We start from the raw sequence: 287 nt of genomic DNA on the forward strand, positions 1-287 counted from the left end.
GGCCAGCTTCGGCAGGTAGTAGCGCTTCTGCTCCTCGCTGCCGTTTCTGAGCAGGGTGAACATGTTGTACATCTGCCCATGGATGGTCCCGGAGTTGCCGCCGCAACGGTTGACCTCCTCGAGGATCACCGAAGCCTCGGCCAGGCCCAGGCCCGAGCCGCCGTATTCTTCCGGGATCATCGCCGACAGCCAGCCGGCTTCGGTCATGGCCGTGACGAAGGCTTCCGGAAAGCCCTTTTCCTCATCGATCCTGCGCCAGTACTCGGCGGGAAATTCGGCGCAGAGGG

At 63.4% G+C, this 287-nt stretch carries 1 protein-coding gene; it reads right to left on the reverse strand.

Annotated elements, in window-relative coordinates:
* Positions 1-287, reverse strand: a 287-nt coding sequence (locus tag JS521_RS36180) for an acyl-CoA dehydrogenase family protein (RefSeq protein ID WP_205087051.1), incomplete at both ends; no start/stop codon positions are given.

Source organism: Streptomyces durocortorensis, from assembly GCF_016901035.1.
Classification (GTDB): domain Bacteria; phylum Actinomycetota; class Actinomycetes; order Streptomycetales; family Streptomycetaceae; genus Streptomyces; species Streptomyces durocortorensis.